Below are 18532 nucleotides of genomic sequence, written 5' to 3' on the forward strand. Positions count from 1 at the left end.
AAAAGGATTCGGGAAGAGTTCTTTTGAGCGCTATCATCCGAAATGGATAGAAACCCGAAAATGCAGAAAAGTGGACAGAATTCCGGATATTAACGGGTGTTGCTTTTGAATGGCAGCCGGACCCTTGATCAGAAATCATAAATAAGCATGAAAAGAAGAACTTTTATCAGCAATACCGCTGGCGCTGTCACCTCGGCCCTTGCTCTCCCAACCTTGATTCCCGCTTCGGCCCTGGGGAAAAACGGATTTGTCAATCCGTCGGATCGGATCAATCTGGCCTTTATTGGAGCAGGCAACCAGGCCGAAAATGACGTTAAAGGTTTTCTCCCGGACAAGCGGGTACAAATAACCACCATTTGCGACGTCAATAAAAAAAGCACGGGTTACTGGGACGGCAGGGTTGGTGGTCGTGAATACCTCATGGAATTGGTCAATGATTTTTACAGTAAGGAGAACAACAAACCGTACAAATCGACCAGAGGATACCTTGATTTCCGGGAAGTTATTGATCGCAAAGACATCGACGCGGTGGCGGTGTTAACACCCGACCACTGGCATTCCATACCGGTTTTGATGGCGGCCCGGGCAGGCAAAGCGATGTACTGCCAGAAACCGCTGTCGCTCACGATTTCAGAAGGCCGGGCCATGAGTAATGCCGTGAAGAAATACGGGGTTGTTTTTCAGACTGGCAGTCAGCAACGATCGGGACCCGAGTTTCTCCGGGCGTGTGAACTGGTCCGAAATGGCCGGATCGGCAAACTGGAAAAGGTGGTTTGTGGCTTACCCAACGGAACGCCTGATTTTGGAAAAACCGGGCATTTGACCGCTCCAACGGCCGTTCCAAAGGATTTTGACTACCAAACCTGGCTGGGGCCCGCCCCCGAAGTTCCGTATTGCCCGGCACGAACCCACGTTAACTTTCGATGGAATCTGGACTATTCAGGGGGGATGGTAACGGATTGGGGAGCGCATCACCTGGACATTGCCCAATGGGGAATCGGAACGGATCATACCGGGCCAGTGGAAATTAAAAACCCCAAAGCGAAGTGGTCAAACGATCCGGTCTGGAACACGGCGGTGGAATTCTATTTTGAGTGTATCTACGAAAATGGCGTGAAATTGATTGTAGGATCGGATGCCGCCGTGGCACCCCGAGGCATTACCTTTCACGGTTCGGAAGGGACTATCTGGGTGTCGAGGGGCAGTTACAAAGTGACTCCCGAAAAGATCGACAGAACGGTAATCGGCGACCAGGAAATCCACCTCTATAAAAGTGAAAATCATTACCGCAACTTTATCGACTGTGTGGTTTCCCGGCAACCGACGGCAGCTCCGGCGGAAGTCGGCCACCGGTCGGTCACCCTTGCCCATCTCGGAAACATTGCCCTGCTGCTCAACCAGGATCTGAAGTGGAATCCGGAAAAAGAGGAGTTTGTGGGGAATTTCGCTGCGAATCAGTTACGGTCCCGCATCATGCGGGAACCCTGGGGAGAGCTCTACCGAAAATACAAGGTATAAACAGCATTCCTGGCAATGCAGCAATAAAACTAAACCCATCCTCTTATTCCACAGAAAATGAAATTTTCTATTATCGGTCTGTTTTGCGTTGTTTTTTTCTGTTCGTGGGAACGTGAAGCTCAAAAAAAAACCGCTTCACATTCCGTTTCCCTGAATAATTTGAGCGAATTCAATCCGACAACAAGCAACTGGAAGCTGGCCCGAGCGGTTCGCTTCAGTCCGTCTACGGATGAAAATAGCTTTGAACCGGGAAAGGGAATCGTTCTCAATTTGCCCGCTAAGCCCGATACCGGCCATTTGTTTACAAAAATGCATCACGGTGACATTGAAGTAGAATTTGACTTTACCATCGCCAAGAAGTCGAATTCCGGTGTTTACTTCCAGGGGCGTTACGAAGTTCAGATTTACGATAGCTGGGGAGTTAAGACCCCCGCTTTTTATGATTGTGGGGGAATCTATCAACGCTGGGATAAAAACCGGACCTCCAAAAATGGGTTTGAAGGCAAGGCGCCTGCCCAAAATGCCAGCAAAGCTCCTGGCGAGTGGCAGCATTTCAAAATCGTATTCCGTGCTCCCCGGTTTGACAAAAATGGCGAAAAAACGGAGAATGCGAGATTCGTCAAAGTCCTGCTCAACGGTGTGGTGATTCACGAGAATGTGGAAGTGACGGGCCCCACCCGATCAGCGGCATTTGAAGATGAGCGGCCTTTAGGTCCTCTGATGTTTCAGGGCGACCATGGACCAGTGGCCATCCGACATATCCGGTATACTTTGTTATAGCAGCTGTAGATTCCCGATTCAAATTCGGTACCCAGACAAATAATTAGAAGTATATTAGGGAAAATTCGCATTATTTTGTTCCGTGAAAGCTACTGGGGCAACCGATCAGGAAGATCAACTCTATTGGAATCGTTTCAGGAATGGTGAAGAGGTCGCTTTTTCCTGGCTCTATCAACGCTACGTCCGCGTGTTGTATAGCTATGGAATGAAAATTAACCGCGATTCGAATCTGGTGGAAGATGCCATTCATGATATGTTCACCGATTTGTGGCGCACACGTTCGCAATTGGCCGAAGCTGAGTCCGTTCGGTTTTACCTGTTCCGGTCGTTACGCCGTAAAATTCATCGATCGCTTCGCCCGGAGGTTGAAAATTCCCAGCCATTTAATGCAGAAACAGAGCATTGGCAGCCCACGCTGGCTTCGGTGGAAGCCAATATGATTTCCGATGAAGAAATTGCGTTACAGTCTGCCCGGTTGAAATCCTGGCTTACCTATTTACCGGCCCGGCAATACGAGGCATTGATCCTGCGCTATTACCAGGAATTCAGCTATGCCGAAATCGCGGCAATCATGAATATAAGTGAACAGGGGGCGCGTAACATGATTCAAAAGGCACTGCATACCCTCCGCCGACTGGCACTCACGATTTGCCTTTTAGGTCTCGGCTGGCTATTAAATTTTTTTTTCCGGTAAACAGGTTTAAAACAACGAAATGCAGTCTCTTGCTTAGTGAATTGAAATAATACAAATTTCCCACTAAAAAGGACTGTACCGTTGTATCCGACTTATACGACTGATGATTTTTTGCAGGATCGCGCTTTCCGCAAGTGGGTATTGCAGGGAGAGCCCAGTGACGATGCATTCTGGGCGGATTTCCTGCTGAACCACCCAAAACAACGGGACACCATCAGGCAGGCCCGGGAGTTGCTGGTAACGTTGAATGAGCAGATCGATGCTGATCTTCCATCGGAACAGCAGGTGGATTCGCTTTATAAGCGTATTTGGGAAAGCGCGCAGGAAACACCGGTGCGTTCCTGGCGGCAATGGCCCGTCTGGTTGGCAGCTGCCTCCGTTAGCATATTGGTTGGGTTAGGTGCCTGGTGGTTCACGCAGAAAAACAACCACCGGGTTGACCACGTTGAGCCAGCGGGTCAGATTGCCTCCGGTCTTCTCGAACAAGTCAGCAACAATACATCCGCAGTATTGACCGTAAGCCTTCCGGACGGAAGCCGGGTCTCTTTAGAGCCGCGTACCCAACTCCAGTATCGAAAACCGTTTGCCGATACCATCCGGGAGGTTTATCTGGTAGGCGAAGCTTTTTTTGAGGTGCAAAAAAATCCGGACAAGCCCTTTCTGGTCCATGCGAATGCGATCACGACGAAGGTACTGGGGACCAGTTTTCGGGTCAGAGCCTATGACCAGGATCAGCAGATCAATGTCATGGTGAAAACCGGTCGGGTATCGGTTTTTTCCACGCAAAGCAATAAACACCCTGACCCGGAGAAGGATGGGTTGATTTTGACGCCCAATCAGCAAGCTACCTTTACGAAAGAGGACGCCCACCTTTCCCGCACCCTTGTTGAAAAACCGTCTCCGATTCTGCCTCAGGCCGAGGTAAAGCTTTTTTCATTTCGGAATGCCCCCTTGGTTGAAATTTTGCAGGCCATTGAAAAAACCTACGGGGTAGAGATCATTTTCGACGAAGAACGACTGAGTAATTGCCGACTGACCACGTCATTGGGCAGCGAAGATCTGTTTGAAAAAATGGACATCATCTGTGAAGCTGTTGGTGCCAGTTATAAACTGGTCGATGCGCGGATCATTCTCGACAGTAAAGGCTGCGACTAAATCTATTCCGACAACCTCCAAACCAAACTGCCTATGCTCGTATAGTTAAACCGGTCAACTCAATAAAAAACCGGTAACGGTTCCAGCGTTACCGGCCTCTACCTGACCTTCGCTGCTCTCACAAACAGTATCCCGTTCCAGCGGGTGTGAAGGTCGTTTTTGTGTCTTCTACTTACAAAAACTGTCAAATCAATGAAAAAAACAGTACGATTCCAAAAAGAACTGATTCTCCTCATGAAACTATCGCTCCTGCATATTACGATAGCGATCATTTTCGCGGGGGTATCTTTGGCCCGGGATGTAACAGCCCAAGAACTCTTAGACCGAAAAATAAACATTCAGGTAGCGAACCAGGATTTTATCCATGTCCTGACGGGTATTGAATCACAGGCCAATGTGAAGTTTACCTACCGCCCTAAACTCCTGACTGCAACCCAACGAATAACGGTCACGATTGTCAACGAATCCCTGGGCCAGGTGCTCGACCGCCTGCTCCAACCCTTACAGCTCAAATATAAAGTCATCCGAAATCAGATTATTCTGTCACCCCTGCTGCCGAAAACCGAAAACCTCGGAACCCAAAATGAACTGCCTATCCAGAATGAAGCACTTGCCGAGCTATCGGTTTCCGGGACCGTTACGGATGAAAAAGGTGGAGCGTTGCCGGGTGTTACCGTCATCGTAAAAGGAACCAGTCGGGGTACCACAACGGATGCGCAGGGTATATACCGAATTGGCGTTCCGGACGCGAACACGGTTTTAACGTTCAGTTTTGTCGGTTATACGGCGAAGGATATTGTCGTCGGCAATCGAACAGAAATCAATGTTCAACTGGAAGCGACGACGAATCAACTGACCGAGGTCGTTGTAACCGGCTACACCACGCAGCAGAAAAAAGACATCATCGGGGCGGTGTCCGTCGTGAAGGCCAGCGATCTGACCGCCACGCCTTCGGCGAACCTGGTAGCCCAGTTGCAGGGACGGGCCGCTGGCGTGACAGTGAGCAGCACCGGCGATCCCGGCAGTTCGGCTTCCATCCGAATTCGGGGGTTTGCCTCGTACGGCAATAACAATCCGCTTTACGTTATCGATGGAATGCCGACCACCGATGCCTCGCGCATCAATCCGCAGGATGTCGAGTCGATTCAGGTCCTGAAAGATGCTTCTTCGGCCTCGATCTACGGAGCCCGAGCCGCCAATGGCGTCATTATTATCACCACCAAAAGGGGCAAAACCGGTAAAACAACCCTGTCGTACGATACCTATTATGGCATTCAGGCAACGCCACTGAACCGGATTCCCAAGTTGTTAAACACGAGTGAGTTGCTGACCTACCTGGATAAAACAACGGCTACCACGTTTGCCGACCCGGTTTTTGGCCAGCATGGTTCCTTTGCAATTCCGGACCGATATGTGGTCAGCAATGCGTTCAAAGGGGGCGTGTCGGCGAGCGATCCCAGGGCTAATCCTGATTTATATACGATTGCCGACTACACCAATCCGTACCAGATTTTTCAGACCAGTCCCGGTACCAACTGGTTCGATGCGATGTCGCAAAAGGGCATCATCCAGAGCCACCAGCTCTCGGCCAGTGGCGGCAACGACCGATCTACATTTTCGCTGGGAATGAACTATTTTAATCAGCAGGGTACCTTCAAAAACACGGGTTATGACCGGTATTCCATGCGGCTGAACTCATCGTTTAAAGCCACCGATTTCCTGACCGTGGGCGAAAACCTTCAGGTATCGTACGACAACCGGCGGGGCGATGCAACTGTCATTGGCGAAACCAGCGCCTGGGGTTACGCAATACGCAGCGCGACGTTTATACCGGTTTATGACATAAAAGGCGGTTACGGCGGTTCATTAATTGGAGGTACAGCCGGAGTTGGGTACAATCCGGTTTCGTATCTGGATCGCCGGAAAGACTGGTTCAATCAAAACCTGCGGGCTTTTGGCAATGTGTTTGCGCAGGTGGATTTCAATTCCGCCCTGGCCTTCCGAACTTCTTTTGGGGTGGACACCCGCAACGGAACACTTCAGCGGGCCTTTCTGAAAGAATACGAAGCCAGCCAATCCCGGCGCGTCACCCAGTTGACCGAAGCCACCAACAATTTCCTGAGCTGGACGTGGAGCAATACGCTGACCTACCAGAAAAAGTTTGCGCAGATTCATGATGTAAAGGTGCTGGTGGGCACCGAAGCCATTAAAAATGCCGGGCGGGGTTTGTTTGGTTCCAAGAGTAATTACGACTTCGAATCAACTAACTTCCTGTCGCTCAACACGGGCCTGCCCCAGTCGCTGGGCGACATCAGCGCCAACGACGCCGACATCAACCGAAATTCCCTGCTGTCGCGCAGTTCGATGTTTTCGTATTTCGGTCGGCTCGATTACAGTCTGAAAGACCGGTATTTGTTGAACGCAACGTTCCGCCGGGATGGCTCATCCCTCTTCGGTCCCGATGTCCGGTATGCCAATTTCCCTTCTGTGGGGGTGGGGTGGCGCATTTCCGACGAAGCGTTTATGAAATCGTTTGGCTGGCTGGATGACTTAAAATTACGCGCTGGCTGGGGGCAAATGGGCAGTATTTCCAATGTGCCGGCCTTCAACCAGTATTCTACCTATAGCGCGGCACCCGGCAATAATTTTTACGATATTAACGGGGCTAATATTGGCTCTACCCAGGGGTATGGGGCCAACTCACAGGGAAACCTGCAAACCCAATGGGAGACCACCGAATCGACGAACATTGGGCTGGACGCCAGTATTTTGCGGGAAAAATGGAGTATCGCCGTCGATGTTTATACTAAAAACACCCGGGATTTGCTGGTGCCGAGCCTGCGCAATGGCCTGGAATTGCTGGTAACCAAACCGTTGGTCAACCTGGGAACGATGCGGAACACGGGTATCGATCTGCAACTCACCAACCAGGGACATATCACGTCCGAATTGAAATACGATGCCACCCTGACGGTTACCCACTACAAAAACCGCCTGACCAAACTAAATAACGAGAATACGGCGCAACTGGTAGCGGCCAGCCGGATCACCAACGCCCTGATTACGGCGCAGGGACAGGCCGTTTCGTCCTTTTATGGGTATCAAATTGATGGGTTTTATAACAGCCAGGCCGAGGTCGATGCAGGCCCTAGAATAAACGGAGCCTCGGGTGTGGTTGGGTCCTGGAAATACAAAGACCTGAACGGCGATGGAAACATCACGACGGCCGACCGAACCGTGTTGGGGTCGCCCCATCCCAAATTCCAGATGGGATTGAACCTCGGATTCAGCTGGAAAGGGTTCGACCTGAGTAGTTTTGTGTTCTGGAATCAGGGCAATCAGCTCTATAATTACACCAAATACTTTACGTACATGGGCGTTTTGGGTGGTTCGGTTGCTTCCGGCAAACTATATGACGGCTGGACGCCCGCAACGGCTGCAACCGCCAAAACACCGCAATTGGGGGTGGGTGCCGCCAATGGCTATACGGCTTTTGTAACGGGCAATTCGAGTTCGTTTTACGTGGAGAATGGGTCCTATTTGCGGGGCAAAACCATTCAGCTTGGCTACTCCTTCCCGAAGACGTGGCTGAAAACGGTTAAAATGAGCAACCTGCGGGTTTATGCGCAGGCGCAGAACTTCTTCACCATCACGAAATACACCGGCGCCGACCCCGATTTAGGACTGGTATCGGGTGCATCGGTTGAACAAACGGCCAGCAGCGATCAGAATCTGGGCGTCGATTATTCGGGCTATCCGAATCCGCGTCAGTTTTTATTGGGCCTAAACGTTTCCTTTTAAACCCCGCAATTTTGCCATGAAACTGATTCTAAAATATACGGTTTTCTCCTTTCTACTTTCGATCGTTACGCTTTCTGCCTGTAAGCAGCAATTCCTTGACCTGGGTCCCCAGGGCGTTTATAGTGAAAGCGATTTACTGAGCAAAAAGGGAGTCGATGGTTTTTTGATCGATGCCTACGCTACGCTGGATGGTTCGCAGGCTGCTAATTTTCTGGGCTTCAGCGGATCATACAACTGGATTTGGGGAAGCATAGCCGGGGGCGATGCGTATAAGGGCGGTACCAACTTCACCGACCAAAGCGAAATCAATCAGGTGATGCAGTACGCCACTCCTACCACAAACTCGCAATTGCTCGCCCGCTGGAACGGTATTTTCGATGGCATTGGCCGGGCCAATATTGTATTGCAGGCATTGGCCAAGGCAACTGACCCGGCTCTGACCGAGGCCGTGAAAAAACAGGTAGCTGCCGAGGCCCGTTTCCTGCGGGCTTTCCACCATTTCGAGGGAAAGAAAATCTTTGGTAACATTCCGTTTGTGGATGAGAAAGCCACCGATTATAAAATCCAGAATACCGATGCGAGTGGCAATTACATCAATAGCTGGCCCCAAATCGAAACGGACTTCAAATTCGCTTACGAGAATCTGGACGAAGTGAAAACGGGCAAAGGCAGGGTCAACAAATGGACGGCTGGAGCTTATCTGGCAAAGGCTTATTTGTACCAGAATAAATTCGCCGAGGCCAAAGCCCTTTTCGACCAGATTATCGGACAAGGCAAAACCAGTCAGGGAGTTAAGCTGGACCTGACCGCGAATTTTGGCGAGAACTTCCGCATCGCAACTCAGAACAGTAAAGAAGCGATGTTTGAGGTGCAAAGCGCGATTGGCGATGGTGCCGGCGACAATACGAACGGTTTTCGGGAAGCGATTCTGTGTTATCCCAACGGTATTGCCGGGGGAACAAACTCGTGGTTTTACCGGCCATCGCAAAACCTGGTCAATGCGTTTCGTACCGACGAAAATGGCCTGCCCTTGCTCGATACCTATAACAACGTGGATGTTACCTCGAATGAGACGGTTCCGGATGCCAGCCCCTTTACACCTTATGCGGGCAATCTGGACCCTCGTTTAGATCACACCGTCGGGCGTCGGGGCATTCCTTACCTGGATTGGGGCTTGATGAGCGGTTTGGCTTTCACGGCTCCTCCGGGCGAGTCGATCACCAATGGTGGACCATTTACAGGGAAAAAACACGTTTTTTCATCGGCGGAGTTTAGTGCGGGGCAGGTGGCTCGGGCAAGTTTTGGGATTGCCAGCGCGCTGAATTATGACCTGATGCGGTTTGCTGATGTCCTGCTGATGGCGGCTGAATGCGAAGTGGAGGTAGGTAGCCTGGAGAAAGCGCGTGAATACGTCAATCGGGTTCGGGCGAGGGCCGCGGCCTCACCCGTTAAAACAACCGACGGAACCAATGCCGCCAAGTATGTAGTAAACCCGTATCCAACAGCCTGGGCGAGTCAGGCGATGGCCCGTCAGGCGGTACGATTTGAGCGAAGAATCGAATTAGGGATGGAAGGTCACCGCTTCTTCGATCTGGTCCGCTGGGGAATCGCCGATCAGGTTATAAATAATGAATACCTACCAAAAGAAAGCCTCCGCCGGTCTCTGGCCTTGGGAAATGGGGTGAAGTTCACTAAAAACAAGAGTGAATATCAGCCTATTCCGGATTATGCGATTACCCAGAGTTTCGTAAATGGAAAACCGACCTTAAAACAGAATCCTGGTTATTGAGTGCGAAACAGACTTTCCTCTTCATTCGAGGAATAACCCCGTGAGCTAACACGCCATCTCTCCAGTCACTTTCTAAATAAAAGAGTGACTGGGGAGATATCACCTTCGTTATCAGGTAAGTATCGGAAAAATTTTCTACCAATCTGAATCTTCCAGCTGAAAAATCACATCCACTGCTACCTGTAAAACGGTGGCAATTTTAAAGGCTAACAGCGTGGATGGAATGAATTTGCCACTTTCAATTGAGTTGATTGTCTGGCGCGAAACTTTTACGCGATCTGCCAATTCCGCCTGCGTCATGTTTTGGCGGGCCCGCTCAACCTTTATCAGGTTTTTCATTCACTGTTCCTGTCTACGTTTTAGATAATGAAACAGGCTGGTGGCTAACACCAAAATTAGAACCAGTGACTGATAGGCCGAAATAGATTGATACGGTTTTCCTGAATCGGGTTCCTGGGCATTCAGAAAGAAGTAATTGATCAGGTGCGTGACAGCCAAACCTACCGGCAATGCCCAGGTAAGAGCGTGAAACTTGAGCTGATGAATGCGCTCATCATCGACCTTCTCCCTGGAGAAAAAGATAAATACCAATCCCCAGCAGGAAAGACCGGTCAGCAAATTCAGGTCAATAATTTGGTGTTGCCTGTAATTGATAAAAAAAGAGAACAGTCCCCACAGGATACAGAGTATCCCTACGATTTTCATATAGTAAGAGTAAGCGAACACGGCGAATAGGTTCTTCATAATATGTAAAGTTTATAAGTCTAAATGTACCATAAACTTTACAAAACAACTAACAGTGAGCAAAGATTTGAAACTTAGAATTATTAGCTCATCACCTAAATACCGCCCCTCGAGCGCAGTGGGGTAAACCGGTTCATTGAACGGTTTTAAATATATTTGCCGTATCTTATCCAATACGTATGAAACAATGGTTTATCCTGGATCGGAGTGACTGGCTGCTTCTTCTGGGACAGTACCCGGTCCTGCCGTTTGTTAACTATTTTATGCTCGGGGAACCGTACCTCACCGATGCTACATTATTTTGGTTCATCACGATTTCCACAGCGTTGGCGTATTTTTTGTTTGTCTGGCTGATGGACAGCTGGCGCAAATACATCCTATTCCGCTTTCCGGCCCTGAATCAGTCCACCCTACGGATTGCGACATCGCTGAGTGTTTATATCGTCCTGACCTGGTTTCTTTGCGCGCTTAACTTTTGGTTTTATGAACTGGCCGATTCACCCGGTTACCAATTCTCATTGGCTAAATTTGGCGGTATGGCCCTCCTCGGTACCGTGTTCAACGTGCTGTCAGCGAGCATTTTTGAAGCCATCTATTTTCACAGCCAATGGCGGCAGACGCTGGTGCGGGAATACGAATTAAAGCAACTGAATACCCAGCAACAACTCGATGTGCTGAAACAACAGGTCAATCCCCACTTTCTGTTCAACAGTCTCAACTCACTCATTGCCCTGATTGGCGAGGACCCCGGCCAGGCGGAGTCCTTTGCTGAAGAACTCAGCTCAGTGTATCGGTACGTGTTGCGAACCAACCGCAGCGAGGGTCCGAGCAGCAACGTGCTCGACTTAACTCAACACCTGACCGACCTGGACTCGGAATTGAGGTTTATCCAGTCATACTATCATTTGCTGAAAACGCGTCACGGCTGCGGCCTGGATCTGAGCATTCGCGTCGATGAGCGGTTTGGCCCCTATCTCCTTCCTCCCCTTACCTTGCAACTGCTGGTTGAAAATGCCGTAAAACACAATAGTACGTTACCCGAACAACCGTTACGAATTCAGATTAGCACTGACGAGCGGGGTACGTTGCAGGTTCACAACAACATTCAGCGGAAGCAAATGCGGGTGCTGAGCAACGGCGTGGGACTGAGTAATATTCTGGCGAAATATGCGATGCTGGGCCAGCCCGCGCCCGACATTCAGGAAGCTAACAGTGAGTTTATCGTGACGCTTCAGCTCATCAAGGCGGATTAAGAGATCGCAACCAGGTTACCAAAGATCGAACGACTTAAAAACCGCCCCCTTCAAACCGCTAATATATACCTTCCTTTTTCGCCAATGCGTTGCCGCGTCTCTTCGGTTATGTATCGGCTTTGGTCGATTTGCTGAGGCTGGTCCCGGGTACAGAAATAACTGTGAATGCTACGCCGGTCTTTATCAGTCAGATTGGTGGTACCACCGTGCCAAACGTGCGAATTAAAGATAAAAACCGAACCTGCAGGTGCAATAATTCGGATTTCATCGGGGTGTTTATCACTTGGATCAGCCATCGCTTCATCGGGCAATAGGCCGATCTTATGCGTTTTCGGAACGATGCGCGTGGAGCCGTTGAATTCCGTAAAATCGTCTAATAACCAGATGCTGTTGCAGACCTGATAGGAGCCGTTGACCACCGTATTTCTCCAATCGACATGGAGTTTCTGATGTCCTTTACCCGGTTTGGCGGCCCGATAGTTCAGTGACGACAGCTTGTATTCCTGCCCCAAAACGGCTTCAATGCCCGCAAGCACACGGGGGTGGGTGTAAAACACATCGAAAACCTGCCCCTTATTAACCAAATCGGCCAACCGATCAGCGCCCTCTTCTTTGGGATGGCGGATGTATTTCGACTGAGCCAGTTCATTTCCCGCATCCTCCCCTTCCGATTCCATTAACTGGGCCAACCGGTCATTGATTTGGTTTACCCGTTCGGGAGTCAAAAGTTGCCCTAAATTCAGGTAACCGTACGTATCTAAAAAATCGATCTCCTCCTGGGTAAGCATGGCAACAGCGTTTGATGATCTGAATGAATTGTAAAATAAACTAGGCCAAAAAGGGAAATAGCAATGGAGAATGAGTTAGAAAACCTTTAAAAGTAATGATTTGCTACTTACTGTGTTCAATGTCAATCGGTACGATTGCTCCCGGCGCATCAATAACGACCCGATTTCTCAAAATTGTACTACCCGATCAAACGCCTTCTTGGGCCGTCCGTTCTGATCAAACAACAACGGATAATCCTTACGGCCCGGAACCGGAAAATTGTCCAGCCAGGAGGAGCGGTCGGACAGGTTCCAAAATGTAACACCCGTAATCTTATCGCGGTGCTTCCGAAACAGGTCGAATACCATTTTGTATTGAGCAGCTTGCTTTTCGTCCATTTCCGGCGTAAACTCACTTTTGTCCGTATCCCGATGGTCCCTGCGCTCGTGTTCTTTGGGGTAAACGGACATATCCACTTCCGTAAACTGAAGTTTCAGCCCCAGGCTGGCAAATTTCAGAATGGAAGCTTCGAGCTCCTGGGCGGAAGGCTCATAAATTGACCAGTGCGCCTGGAGCCCTACCCCATTAATCGGGACTCCCTTGTCTTTTAGTTTCTTCACCAACTGATAAATCCGGTCCCGCTTCGACGGATTTTCGGTGTTGTAATCATTGTAAAACAATTGGGCCGCCGGATCCGCTTCGTGGGCAAATTCAAAGGCTTTCTCGATGTAATCTTCGCCAATAATTTCGTAAAACTTCGATTTTCGGTAGAGGTCAGGGCCCGCATCCGGAACGGCTTCGTTCACCACGTCCCAGGCGTAAATTTTACCCTTGTAACGGCCCACCACATCCGAAATATGCCGTTTCAAACGGGCCAGCAGCACCTCCCGGCTTACGGTTTTTCCCGTTGAATCGGTAAAAAACCAGCGGGGTGTCTGGTTGTGCCAGCAGAGCGTGTGCCCCCGCAGTTTGATGTTATTCTGCTGCGCGAAATCAGCGATGGCGTCGGCGTCTTTCCAGTTATAGCGGTTTTCCTCCGGATGAATCGGCCCCATCTTCATCGCATTTTCGGGCGTCATGCTGTTGAAATGGGTTTTGATCAGTTCGGCATCCGGGCCGGGTTGCACCATCCGTGGGTTGACGGCTACCCCAATCGGGAAGTAGTTTTTGTAATAATCTTTCAGTCCTTTTTCGGGCGCTACGAAGGCGATTGTCAACGCAATCAATCCATAAAAGCTTAATTTACGCATGGTAAAAATGGGTTAGGAAAACCTGTAAGGTCTAATTCTAAATTTTATATGTTTTTGCCCCCCACCCCCTAAAGGGGGCTTTGAAATACCGATTAAAGCCCCCTTTAGGGGGTGGGGGGCAGAACGAAGCAAGGGAACTTCTACATTTTAGACTGCTTCTTCAAGACTTTACAGGTTTGAACTCGGTGTGAACTTCAAATAATACTTATTTGTAAGCGTCAATCGTTTTAATCGTCCCATCCGGATTGTAGGTCAGTTCGGTTACTTTGACGTTCCGAAGGTGCGTCTTACCCGAGAGCTGGACATCGTGGTAAAACAGGTACCATTTGCTGCCAACCTGCACAATGGAGTGATGATTAGTCCAGCCCAGTACCGGTTTTAAGACGACGCCTTTGTACGTAAACGGTCCGTACGGGTTGTCGCCGATGGCATAACAAAGGTTGTGTGTGTCGCCGGTTGAATAGGAAAAGTAATATTTACCCTTGTACTGATGCAGCCAGGCGGCTTCAAAAAACCGCTTGTCGTTGTCCTGCTCCCGGAACGGTTTTCCGTTTTCATCCAGAATCTGCACCTCCCGCACCGGCTCGGCGAAGCTTTTCATATCGGCACTCAACCGGGCCACGCTCGGCAGGTAAGCAACCTCGTCTTTCTTCTTTAAAGCGCCTTTCGGGTTGTATTGGTTGTTGTCCCAGCGTTGTAATTGCCCCCCCCAGATTCCCCCGAAATACAGGTATGCCTTGCCGTCGGTATCCTGAAAAACCGTGGGGTCGATGCTGTAACTTCCCTTGATGGGCTCCGGTTCGGCCTTAAACGGCCCGGTGGGGCTTTTGCTGGTTGCAACTCCAATCCGGAAAATATCCTGTTTGTCTTTGGCCGGGAAATACAGGTAATAAATACCGTTTTTGTACGTCGCATCGGGTGCCCAGAGCTGACGGCCCGCCCAGGGGATGTCTTTGAGGTCGAGTGCCACACCATTGTCCTTCACGGGCCCGCCTATTTTATCCATCGACAAAATGTGGTAGTCACGCATGGCGAAATGGCCACCCTCATCGTCCTCCTTGACGTTCTTCGCATCAATGTCGTGCGAAGGATAAATGTAGATTTTGCCATTGAAAACGTGCGCGGAGGGGTCGGCCGTGTAAATGTGGGACACGAGCGGTTGCGAAATCGGCGTTTTACCCCCGCTGGTTTGCGCGAGGTTGGTCAGCGAGTATCCCATCAACGCTGGCAGAATTAGAATTGTGTAGATCCGTCTCATAAAAACTATTGCACATAGGGTTAACGAAATAAATTTATCGATCAGCTAAGCTCAAGTGCTTATTTGAACAGGATTTGGGCAAACCCGAACAAATCGTGCCGCCAGACCGGCCAGGTGTGTCCGCCCGCGTATTCGCTGTACTGGTATTTGATGCCCATGTCGTCAAACTTTTTCAGCATGACCTGGCAGTTCTGGTACGCAATGTCTTCCTTGCCGCCCATCGAAATCCAAAGATTTTTCAGATTGCTGTTGATGGTGCTGGCATTGGCCTTCATGAATTCATACTGCGGGTCCGACAATTTGGGATTATTGGCAAACCAGCCCGAACTGAACACGCCCAGCGAGGAGAACAGATTGGTGTTCTTGATACCGGCGTACAGCGTCTGCAAACCGCCCATTGACAAGCCAGCCAGCGCGCGGTTTTTCGCGTCGGTAGCCACCCGGAAGTTGCTTTCCACAAACGGAATGGCTCCCTGTTTCAATTCATTTTCGAACGCCCGCAGGACGTTTTCGTTGAAACCGGCCAGTCCTCCCGGATTGTTTCCATTGCCATCCAGCATGACAATGACCATTGGTTTCGCCTTTTTTTCGGCAATCAGGTTGTCCAGAATCAGGTCCGTTCTTCCCTGCGTCGCCCAGCCGCGCTGGTCTTCACCCCCGCCGTGCAGGAGGTACAAAACCGGGTATTTCTCGCTCGACTGATCATAGCCCGGCGGGGTGTAAATGTACATCTCTCGCCAGGTGTTCGAGGCTTTCGACAGGTAGCGTTTGATCCGGATATCGCCGTGTGGCACGTCTTTCATGGCATAATAGCCGCCGTCCCGATCCGGAATTTCGATGCCGCTCGCCATCCGACCCATGCCGTAAAACGTCTCGCTGGCCGGATCGACCACCGCCACGCCCTCGATCAGTAAGGAGTAATAATGAAAGCCCCGGCTGACGGAATCCGTCGTGACGGTCCAGAAACCGCTGGTGTCTTTCACCATTTCGTATTTTTTGCCCAGATCGATCTGCACTTTCTGCGCATTCGGTGCCTTTACACGGAAGATCACCCGGTTATCGGGTAAAATCTGCGGGTATTTGGCGGAGCGGATGTTGGTGGTGGCCGGTGAACCCAGCAGAGAATATTTCGGCAGGGAAGCTACGTCGACAGGTTTGAAGAGAAACTGCGAGAACATGTACAAGCCGTTTTTCCAGACTTTGAAGTCGTGGACGCCCGGTTCGATGTAATACACGTGCGGAACGTTGTGCTCGTAGAGGTAATCGTGGGTGCGTTTGCTGAACGTGATCAACCCGTCGGCATCCCCGCACGAAATCCAGAGCAGCTTCAACTGCTTCCGGGCTTCGTCCGGATTCGGCACCAGTTCCTCCGGTTTTTTGGTGTTCGGGGCCGACGAAAAACCGCCCACCCAGGCGAATTTATTCAGATTGCCCAGCCCGAAATTCAGCGATTGCCCTCCACCCATCGACAGCCCGGCAATGGCCCGGTGTTCGCGGTCGGTCAGGGTGGCGTACTTCTTCTCGATAAATGGAATCAGGTCGTTCAGCAAATCCTTTTCAAACGTCGCGAACGCTTCCACCTTGTCTTTGTCGAACACATTGCCCACGGCGCGGTCGTCTTTCATGGCCCGGCCGTTGGGCATCACCACAATCATCGGTTCCAGTTTCTTATCGGCGTACAGGTTGTCCAGAATCACCTGCGGATGGCCGCCCCGGAGCCACTCCTTTTCGTCCCCGCCGATGCCGTGCAGCAGGTAAAGCACCGGATATTTCTTCTTTTTCGAATAACCGGGCGGGGTGTAAATCAGGGCTTTGCGGGTTGTTCCGACGGTTTTCGACGCGTACGTAACCGAATCCAGTTTCCCGGTCGGAATCCCCGACCGAACCTGATCGAAGCCCTGCGGCATTTCCTTGTCGATGGTCTGCGAATAGGCTGTTGTCCCTATCACCAGTAAAATGGCGATCCACGCCTTTTTCAAGAATAAACTATGCTTCATGTTTTAGGTAAGGTTTACTGGCTGTTTAATTTTTAGATTCCCCTTCTTATTGCCCCCCACCCCCAAAAGGGGGCTTTTAATAGTCTGAAAAAGCCCCCTTTTGGGCAGGGCTGTTAAGTGCTGTTAAAATTTGCCCCCAACCCCCTAAAGGGGGCTTAAATATCCGGATTTGAGAGCCCCCTTTAGGGGGTTGGGGGCAAAAAGGGCCCGGAAATTGGCCCTTTAAATGATAACCACACGAGCACTTAACAGCCCTGCCCTAGAGGGGGTGGGGGGCAATAAGCAATTCCTACTTAAACAGCAACGGTGCCAGCTCGTGCAGACTGCGACGCCAGGTCAGGAATTCGTGGGCGGTTTTTTCGGAAACAAACGAAACCGCGTTGTAACCAGCCGCTTTTAACTCAGCAGCGGCTTTATTGACGCGATCCGGGTTTTCCTTGCTGCCGCAACTCAGAAAAATCAGCTTGGCTTTTGACTTATCCTTCAGTTCTTCTGAGTTATAGATGCCCCCGCTGAGCAGCGCGTACGCACCAAAAACATCCGGTTTGTTGAGTGTAATCGTGTGGGTTTCCATGCCGCCCATCGACAGGCCCGCCATCGCCCGGTTGTTCCGGTCGGCCAGCGTTCGGAAGTTGGCGTCGACGTATGGAATCAGCTCATCGACCAAAACCGTCTGGAAGGGTTCTATGCGAAATTCTTTCATCCGGCCCCATTTCACTTCGTTGGTCATGCCGTAGGTCATCACAATGATAAAGGGCTTAATTTTACCTTCCGCAATCAGGTTGTCCATGATCAGGTTGGCGTGCCCCTGGTTGCTCCAGGCGGTTTCGTCTTCGCCCCAGCCGTGCTGCAGATACAGCACCGGGTATTTTTTCGATTTCTCCTTCTCATAGCCCGGCGGGGTGTACACATACGCCCGGCGGGACGTCTGGGTGCTGGGGGAAGGGAAAAGGATCTGTTGCACATGGCCGTGGGGCACATTCTTCAGGGCGTAAAAGTCCTGATCGTGCGCGGGAATCTCGATACCACTTTCCCAACGGACCGATCCGTAATAATTCAAAGCGCCGGGGTCATTGAACGTGCCGCCGTCGACCGTCAGGTGGTAATAATGGAAGCCTTCGTCCATCGGTCCTTCGGTGGTGCCGGTCCAGAAACCGTCTTCGCCTTTGGTGAGTCTGGTGCCTCCCCGGCCGCCCAGCCCCAGGCTGACCTTCACGCTGTCGGCCTTGGGAGCCTTGATCCGAAAGCGGGCGTAGCCCTGGGAGTTGACCTGCGGGTACTCCTGCCCCGGCTGGTTGAGCGTAGAGGGTTTAAAATCCTCCAAAACCGTTTGGCTGCCCTGCGCGAAACAGGTTGCGCTCGTGAATGCGGCTGCAACAAAAACCGCGAGTGTGTGACGAGTCATTGGGAGATTGGTTAAGGTGAAAATGGATGTAATGTTGAAAATGTGTGTAGCGTTCGACTGTTACCCCAACCCCCTGAAGGGGGCTAAGCTCTGCCACTTTTTAGCCCCCTTTAGGGGGTT

The 18532-nt window shown here is 50.7% G+C and carries 14 protein-coding genes; 7 read left to right on the forward strand and 7 right to left on the reverse strand.

The window, feature by feature from the left end:
- Nucleotides 1-147 precede the first annotated feature (147 nt).
- The 6 genes from GJJ30_RS16210 to GJJ30_RS16235 all read left to right on the forward strand — a co-directional run bounded on the left by GJJ30_RS16210 (nucleotide 148) and on the right by GJJ30_RS16235 (nucleotide 9737).
- Nucleotides 148-1518: a Gfo/Idh/MocA family protein gene (locus GJJ30_RS16210; RefSeq protein WP_154176207.1), complete on the forward strand. Its 1371-nt coding sequence runs from the start codon at nucleotides 148-150 to the stop codon at nucleotides 1516-1518.
- Nucleotides 1519-1575: 57 nt separating this feature from the next.
- Nucleotides 1576-2298 carry a 3-keto-disaccharide hydrolase gene (locus GJJ30_RS16215; protein ID WP_154176208.1) on the forward strand — a complete coding sequence of 241 codons (723 nt, stop codon included), beginning with the start codon at nucleotides 1576-1578 and terminating at the stop codon, nucleotides 2296-2298.
- A gap of 82 nt (nucleotides 2299-2380) precedes the next feature.
- Complete coding sequence (locus tag GJJ30_RS16220; RefSeq protein WP_154176209.1) at nucleotides 2381-2992, forward strand: RNA polymerase sigma factor; 612 nt, start codon at nucleotides 2381-2383, stop codon at nucleotides 2990-2992.
- Nucleotides 2993-3073: 81 nt separating this feature from the next.
- Complete coding sequence (locus tag GJJ30_RS16225; RefSeq protein ID WP_154176210.1) at nucleotides 3074-4147, forward strand: FecR family protein; 1074 nt, start codon at nucleotides 3074-3076, stop codon at nucleotides 4145-4147.
- Nucleotides 4148-4381: 234 nt separating this feature from the next.
- On the forward strand, nucleotides 4382-7948 hold the full coding sequence (locus GJJ30_RS16230) for a TonB-dependent receptor (RefSeq protein WP_170299205.1): 3567 nt from the start codon (nucleotides 4382-4384) through the stop codon (nucleotides 7946-7948).
- Between the two features lie 16 nt (nucleotides 7949-7964).
- Complete coding sequence (locus tag GJJ30_RS16235) at nucleotides 7965-9737, forward strand: RagB/SusD family nutrient uptake outer membrane protein (protein ID WP_154176212.1); 1773 nt, start codon at nucleotides 7965-7967, stop codon at nucleotides 9735-9737.
- A gap of 135 nt (nucleotides 9738-9872) precedes the next feature.
- On the opposite strand, the gene GJJ30_RS16240 is transcribed toward GJJ30_RS16235, so the two are convergent.
- Both GJJ30_RS16240 and GJJ30_RS16245 read right to left on the reverse strand, forming a co-directional pair.
- Nucleotides 9873-10076, reverse strand: a complete 204-nt coding sequence (locus GJJ30_RS16240) for a helix-turn-helix transcriptional regulator (RefSeq protein WP_154176213.1) — start codon at nucleotides 10074-10076, stop codon at nucleotides 9873-9875.
- Nucleotides 10077-10481 (reverse strand): hypothetical protein, encoded by a 405-nt coding sequence (locus GJJ30_RS16245; protein ID WP_154176214.1) that lies wholly within the window; start codon nucleotides 10479-10481, stop codon nucleotides 10077-10079. It abuts the gene before it with no gap.
- Between the two features lie 179 nt (nucleotides 10482-10660).
- On the opposite strand from GJJ30_RS16245, the gene GJJ30_RS16250 reads away from it, so the two are divergent.
- Nucleotides 10661-11734, forward strand: a complete 1074-nt coding sequence (locus GJJ30_RS16250; protein WP_154176215.1) for a sensor histidine kinase — start codon at nucleotides 10661-10663, stop codon at nucleotides 11732-11734.
- 50 nt (nucleotides 11735-11784) lie between these two features.
- Here GJJ30_RS16250 and GJJ30_RS16255 read toward each other — a convergent pair whose 3' ends face one another.
- The 5 genes from GJJ30_RS16255 to GJJ30_RS16275 all read right to left on the reverse strand — a co-directional run bounded on the left by GJJ30_RS16255 (nucleotide 11785) and on the right by GJJ30_RS16275 (nucleotide 18412).
- Entirely contained in the window at nucleotides 11785-12522 is a 738-nt protein-coding gene (locus GJJ30_RS16255; protein WP_154176216.1) for a phytanoyl-CoA dioxygenase family protein, read from the reverse strand.
- Nucleotides 12523-12690: 168 nt separating this feature from the next.
- Complete coding sequence (locus tag GJJ30_RS16260; protein WP_154176217.1) at nucleotides 12691-13752, reverse strand: endo-1,4-beta-xylanase; 1062 nt, start codon at nucleotides 13750-13752, stop codon at nucleotides 12691-12693.
- A 205-nt stretch (nucleotides 13753-13957) separates the two neighbouring features.
- Nucleotides 13958-15010 (reverse strand): glycoside hydrolase family 43 protein, encoded by a 1053-nt coding sequence (locus tag GJJ30_RS16265; RefSeq protein ID WP_154176218.1) that lies wholly within the window; start codon nucleotides 15008-15010, stop codon nucleotides 13958-13960.
- A 59-nt stretch (nucleotides 15011-15069) separates the two neighbouring features.
- Nucleotides 15070-16917 carry an alpha/beta hydrolase-fold protein gene (locus GJJ30_RS16270; protein ID WP_438821603.1) on the reverse strand — a complete coding sequence of 616 codons (1848 nt, stop codon included), beginning with the start codon at nucleotides 16915-16917 and terminating at the stop codon, nucleotides 15070-15072.
- Between the two features lie 379 nt (nucleotides 16918-17296).
- Nucleotides 17297-18412: an alpha/beta hydrolase-fold protein gene (locus GJJ30_RS16275; RefSeq protein WP_154176220.1), complete on the reverse strand. Its 1116-nt coding sequence runs from the start codon at nucleotides 18410-18412 to the stop codon at nucleotides 17297-17299.
- Nucleotides 18413-18532: the final 120 nt, after the last annotated feature.

This window comes from Larkinella terrae (genome assembly GCF_009668025.1).
In the GTDB taxonomy this organism is placed as follows: Bacteria; Bacteroidota; Bacteroidia; order Cytophagales; family Spirosomataceae; genus Larkinella; species Larkinella terrae.

Excerpts from the sequence above, each read along its gene's own strand:
- GJJ30_RS16210 (WP_154176207.1), top strand. The coding sequence starts at position 148 with ATGAAAAGAAGAACTTTTATCAGCAATACCGCTGGCGCTGTCACCTCG.
- GJJ30_RS16215 (WP_154176208.1), top strand. The coding sequence starts at position 1,576 with ATGAAATTTTCTATTATCGGTCTGTTTTGCGTTGTTTTTTTCTGTTCG.
- GJJ30_RS16230 (WP_170299205.1), top strand. The coding sequence starts at position 4,382 with ATGAAACTATCGCTCCTGCATATTACGATAGCGATCATTTTCGCGGGG.
- GJJ30_RS16235 (WP_154176212.1), top strand. The coding sequence starts at position 7,965 with ATGAAACTGATTCTAAAATATACGGTTTTCTCCTTTCTACTTTCGATC.
- GJJ30_RS16240 (WP_154176213.1), bottom strand. The coding sequence starts at position 10,076 with ATGAAAAACCTGATAAAGGTTGAGCGGGCCCGCCAAAACATGACGCAG.
- GJJ30_RS16245 (WP_154176214.1), bottom strand. The coding sequence starts at position 10,481 with ATGAAGAACCTATTCGCCGTGTTCGCTTACTCTTACTATATGAAAATC.
- GJJ30_RS16250 (WP_154176215.1), top strand. The coding sequence starts at position 10,661 with ATGAAACAATGGTTTATCCTGGATCGGAGTGACTGGCTGCTTCTTCTG.
- GJJ30_RS16255 (WP_154176216.1), bottom strand. The coding sequence starts at position 12,522 with ATGCTTACCCAGGAGGAGATCGATTTTTTAGATACGTACGGTTACCTG.
- GJJ30_RS16260 (WP_154176217.1), bottom strand. The coding sequence starts at position 13,752 with ATGCGTAAATTAAGCTTTTATGGATTGATTGCGTTGACAATCGCCTTC.
- GJJ30_RS16265 (WP_154176218.1), bottom strand. The coding sequence starts at position 15,010 with ATGAGACGGATCTACACAATTCTAATTCTGCCAGCGTTGATGGGATAC.
- GJJ30_RS16270 (WP_438821603.1), bottom strand. The coding sequence starts at position 16,917 with ATGCCGCAGGGCTTCGATCAGGTTCGGTCGGGGATTCCGACCGGGAAA.
- GJJ30_RS16275 (WP_154176220.1), bottom strand. The coding sequence starts at position 18,412 with ATGACTCGTCACACACTCGCGGTTTTTGTTGCAGCCGCATTCACGAGC.